The following is a 5,366-nucleotide window of genomic DNA, read 5'->3' on the forward strand; positions in this document are numbered from 1 at the left end:
TGTTAAGACAATTTAATTTTTTCTATAATTTTATTAATATAGATTTTATAGAGTAAGATTAAATAAAAGGCTTAAGATTGAATTAAGAAGATAAAATACTTTTTAATAATTTTGTTGAAAAATATAAATAAATTAATATTTAAATTGTCATGACACTAGCAATTATATATTTAAATAATTTAACTGGAGTTAATATGAATTTAAATTCAAAAATATTTTTAGCAGGACATAGAGGTTTAGCAGGTTCTGCAATATTACGAAAATTATTAGAGAAAGGATATGATAATATTATCACAAGAAATTCATTAGAATTAGACCTGAGAAATCAGTTCAATGTCAATGAATTTTTTAAAAATGAAGATATTGATTGTGTTATTTTAGCAGCTGCAAAAGTAGGAGGCATAAATGCAAATATGAACAATTTATCTGGTTTTCTAGTGGACAACTTATTAATTCAAACTAACGTTATTAAAGCAGCACATGATAATAATGTAAAAAAGCTTGTATTCTTAGGAAGTTCTTGTATATACCCTAAAGACTCTAAACAACCACTTAAAGAAGATTATTTGCTTACTGGTCTTCTAGAGCCTACTAACGAAGGATATGCAATTGCAAAAATAGCTGGGTTAAAATTATGTGAGTATTATAATAATGAATATGGAAAAGATTTTATTACTGTTGTTCCCCCTAATCTATATGGAATGAATGATAATTTCAATCCTGATTCATCACATGTTATAGCAGGTATATTAAATAGAATGCACAATGCTAAAATTAATAATCTTCCAAGTGTTAAAATTTGGGGATCTGGAAATCAGTTTAGAGAATTTATGCATGTTGATGATATGGCTGATGCAGTAGTATTTCTATTAGAAAGATATAGTAATAGTGAGTTTATTAATATTGGTACTGGTGAAGATATAACTATAAAAGATTTAGCAAACTTAATCAAAAAAGTTATAGGTTTTAAAGGAGAATTAATCTTCGATTCATCAAAACCAGATGGCATGTATCGTAAGGTACTTGATGTTAGCAAAATAAGTAAATTCGGATGGAAATATCAAATTTCTCTAAAACAAGGTTTAATTGAAACGTATAACTGGTTTTTAGAAGAATTTGATTCTGAAAAAAAATAGACTATATGAATTCTTTAATTCATATAGATTGAATTAATAATAAATAAAGGAGATACTAATTATGATAATCCAAGTTGGAGATTTAAAAATTGGGGATTATGAAAAGAAAGTTATTAATGAAATTTTAGATTCAGGTCGTATTTCTGAAGGAATAAATGTAAAAAGTTTTGAGATTGAATGGGCTAAATTTATTGGAACTGATTATTCACTTACCACTAGTTCTGGTACAGCCGCTCTTATTACTGGATTGAGTTCCTTAAAATATTTAAAAGATACTAACATTAGTAACAACTCAAAAGTTATTACCACGCCACTTACATATATTTCTACAATTAATGCCATTAGTTTAAGTAATTTTGATCCTATTTTTGTAGATATAGATATGGATACATTAGGAATCACTGCTAAAAATATTGAAGATCATCTTGAAACTGTTGAAGACATTACAAATTATTCTTTAATTCTTCCAGTTCATTTAATGGGATTTTCAGTAGATATGAATAAAATTAATAAAATAGCTAAAAAGTATGGGTTGAATGTAGTTGAAGATTCAGCACAAGCTCATGGGACTGAATATAAAAATAAAAAAACAGGAAGTATGTCTTTATTTTCTATATTTTCATTTTATATTGCACACAATATTCAAGTTGGAGAAATGGGTGCTATTAATACAAACAATAAAGAACTTATGGAAATTTGTAGAAAAATGAAGTCAAATGGGAGGATGTGCTCCTGTGCAATATGTACTAGAAACACAGGGTCTTGTCCAGTTAAGTTTAAGGAGAATTTTAATAATAAAGATCCTAGATTTACTCATGATATTATTGGTTATAATTTTAAAACAATGGAATTTCAGGCAGCTTTAGCTCTTGCTCAATTGCGAAATGTTGATTCTATAATAAAACAACGAAATGAAAATGTAAAATATCTAAATGAAGGACTTAATGAATTTGAGAATATAATCAAATTACCTAATTATTCTTCAAAAACAAGTTATTTAGCATATCCAATTATAGTTAGTAAGCCTGAAATTATTTCTAGAGAAAAGATTAGGAAAAAATTAGAAAATAAAGGAATAGAAACTCGTCCATTATTCGGATCTATTCCGACACAACAGCCCGCATATTCTCATTTAAAAAATGAATATTCTAATAAATTACCTAATGCTGATTTTGTAGGCAAAAATGGATTTTACATTGGATGTCATCAATATTTAGGAACAGAAGAGCTAGATTATATAATTAAAACATTCAAAGAACTATTTCATTAATTAACTAATAGCTATCTAATTTTCTACTAGGGCTAAATATTCTATAACAATGGAATTAGTATTTCCATTTTCCAATATTAAACTATTTAAAGAAATATGTTTATCAATATATATGTATTTTTCAGTTATACCCTTTTTAATTCCAATATAGATCGGATTTGTTTTATCGTTAATAAGCTTTATTACAGTTTTATCTGAACTTTGTATAACTAACTTAAGAATAAAATCATTTTGAGAAAACTGGATATTATCATTAAATAAATAAATCAATTTTAATTTTTTCTTTTTTAATATAATTAATTTATTATCATTATTAGATTCAACAGCCTTATCAGTTCCAAATACAATGTTATCAGAGTTTTCCTTAAATAACATGTGGTAGCTATTAATATTAAGTTTAATCCAATGATCAGATGCTGGATTCTTAATTGTCTCTGAATTAAACCAAGGATCAGGTGCAATTACGATTTTATTCTCATTTTGACTGAGCCATGCTCCCCACCAATGAAAAGTAGAGTTAGCTATAATAAAATGTTTACAATTACTCATTAACCTTAAATCTTCGTAATCTTTATCAACATCATTATGAGATACATAAACTGAGGGATAATTCAGCTTAACATTGTCTTTGACCCATTCTGGATCATCTGAAAAAATATAAAATGTAGGATTTTCCACTTTTTTGATAATTTCTTCAATTGCTTTATTATAATAATCCATTGTGCAAATACCAACCTGTGCTTTCCAAAATGGACTTAAATAATCTCCTCTACGGATACAAAGTGCAACTGAATTAATAGAAGATATTTCTTTAATTAATTTTTTATTGTCTCTACTAGGAGGAGTAATAATTTTAAAATCATTTCTAATTATATCAGAATTATGTGAAAAATATCGTTCATCTTGAAAATTCCCTCTAAGAAATATTTTTCCTTTTAAATTTAGTATTTCAGGATTATAATAAGTGAATTTAGTAAATATATTTCCTTCATTAATATAATTTAAATTTGAATTAAATTTGCTTTCAAGAGTTTTTGTAATGAATTTTAAGGAAGATGAAAATTTTTCTTTAATATTGAAATGTTGTAGATTGAATCTTACATGTTTTGGAGTTTTAGATACAAAACTAGGTAAAAAATCATACTGATATAAGTTCATATAAAAGTCAGTATTTAAATCCTCTGCTAAAGACCTTGCTATTGCATATTGAAACATTTGATTACCAGTTCCACCACCAATTCCGACAGTTATAATCTTTATCACCATTCATCTTTTTAATATGAAAACATTACAAAATAATTTATCTAAATCATTTTTAATACTTTATTTAAAACATCTTTATTCATAATTATTATTTCATATAATATTTATATTTATATAAATATCTATATTATTAAGAGATCATACCATCTCAAAACATTATATATACTATAATAAAAAAAGTTTATCAATTAATTTAGCATCTGTGGTTATCATCACAGATTTATTATTTATATTCTGAAACATTACAGTATTTAAAAGAATATTGATTTATTAAAAAATATCTTATTCATTTTCGTTTAAAACTTGATTTTACTCCTAATCTAGCTATTTTTAAAGGAGGTAATTTTTCATTATTTTTTAAGATCTGAAAGAATACTATGTTTGAATTTTAATGTGACTATTTCAGTCGGAGAGGTTCAACCTCTCCTTATTATTCCATCTACCTTGTCAAAATCTTTATCAAATGATACAATTTCCTGTATCCCAATTTCTTTCATTATTTCTACACTTAATGAATCTGCTAAAGATAGTGTCCCATCATACTTTAATAGTGTGTTTATTGATTTTGTATAAAGCTCTCTATCCACTTCATATATTTGATAATTATCAAGTATATGATAATACAAGTTTTTACTTTCTTTTGCACCTACTTTACTAGCTATTAGAGTTATTATTTCAGATATTATTAAATCAGTTATTATTTTTTCTTGATTATATACTTCATCAGATATTTTTACAGCTGCTTCATGCCATTGATCATTAGTAACATATAGACCTACTAAGAAATTTGTATCTACTAGTATCAAATCTCTTCTCCTCTTTCAATCTTTTTTTGTAGCTCAACACTATTAAATGGTTCTTTAGCTGTTGCTTTTCCAATTATGTCTTTTAATGTAGATTTTTTCCTAAATTCAAGTTCTGGTTTCCCATTTTCATTTATTATCCACTCAATTATATCATCTGGTTTAAGATCATATATTTTTCTTATTTCAGATGGTACAACAGTTTGATTATTTTCATACAGTTTTGTAGTTGGCATTATCCCTCACCTATGGATTACTATATTAACTATCATATTTAAAATTATCTATTAAAAATAAAACCATCCCTTAAATAATATTATACATGTTTTTTAATAGTTTTTTTCTATTTAGTGAGGAGAATACTTATTTTCTACAAAATTTTATTCTTAATACTATAGTCCTAGACATTTGATTTAAAAATAATATTAAATTTTTAATCATTAAAATTCTTTTATTTATAAAAATAATGATTAATATGAATATTTAAAAATATTATAATTTTGAGAAGTTTTGTCCAATGATATAGATAAAATAAATTTTTTTAATGTATAAGATTATGGGTAACATAAGACAAGGATTAATCAGGCTTTTCTAATTTCTAGTAATTTATTAGATTTTATCTCAATAAAAACTATTCTTGCTGTTTTTATGAAAAATTTAGTGAAATCATTGCCCCCTTTTGGTGAAATTCCTTTTAAATTTACAGGAAAAATACTGATATGGAAACATAATTAAATCTATTAACACCAATTAAAGTATAAACATTAAAAAAAAAAGCTTATCAAAGCAAAATTTCAATATAGCCTAGAGAAAAAAAAGAACATAGAAAGAAGTATACAACTATATCGCCAAAAAAACATCATAATATTCTAAAAAAGAAATCATGACATTAAA

At 24.9% G+C, this 5,366-nt stretch carries 5 protein-coding genes; 2 read left to right on the plus strand and 3 right to left on the minus strand.

The features are described from left to right. Positions 1-194: 194 nt before the first annotated feature. Together MBCUT_RS09835 and MBCUT_RS09840 are read left to right on the plus strand one after the other, a co-directional pair. On the plus strand, positions 195-1,136 hold the full coding sequence (locus MBCUT_RS09835; protein WP_067260543.1) for a GDP-L-fucose synthase family protein: 942 nt from the start codon (positions 195-197) through the stop codon (positions 1,134-1,136). 61 nt (positions 1,137-1,197) lie between these two features. Then, positions 1,198-2,406 (plus strand): DegT/DnrJ/EryC1/StrS family aminotransferase, encoded by a 1,209-nt coding sequence (locus tag MBCUT_RS09840; RefSeq protein ID WP_067260545.1) that lies wholly within the window; start codon positions 1,198-1,200, stop codon positions 2,404-2,406. Between the two features lie 15 nt (positions 2,407-2,421). Here the strand turns inward: MBCUT_RS09840 and MBCUT_RS09845 are convergent, their stop codons facing one another. From MBCUT_RS09845 to MBCUT_RS09855, 3 genes are all read right to left on the minus strand, one after another. Continuing rightward, the gene (locus MBCUT_RS09845; RefSeq protein ID WP_067260547.1) at positions 2,422-3,672 is read right to left on the minus strand and encodes an alpha-1,2-fucosyltransferase; all 1,251 of its coding nucleotides are present in this window, start codon (positions 3,670-3,672) and stop codon (positions 2,422-2,424) included. A 413-nt stretch (positions 3,673-4,085) separates the two neighbouring features. Continuing rightward, positions 4,086-4,475: a type II toxin-antitoxin system VapC family toxin gene (locus tag MBCUT_RS09850; protein WP_067260549.1), complete on the minus strand. Its 390-nt coding sequence runs from the start codon at positions 4,473-4,475 to the stop codon at positions 4,086-4,088. Beyond that, positions 4,472-4,708 (minus strand): AbrB/MazE/SpoVT family DNA-binding domain-containing protein, encoded by a 237-nt coding sequence (locus MBCUT_RS09855; RefSeq protein WP_067260553.1) that lies wholly within the window; start codon positions 4,706-4,708, stop codon positions 4,472-4,474. The genes MBCUT_RS09850 and MBCUT_RS09855 overlap by 4 nt, the downstream gene beginning before the upstream one ends. Between the last annotated feature and the right edge of the window lie 658 nt (positions 4,709-5,366).

Origin of the sequence: Methanobrevibacter cuticularis (genome assembly GCF_001639285.1) — an archaeon.
Lineage (GTDB): Archaea > Methanobacteriota > Methanobacteria > Methanobacteriales > Methanobacteriaceae > Methanobaculum > Methanobaculum cuticulare.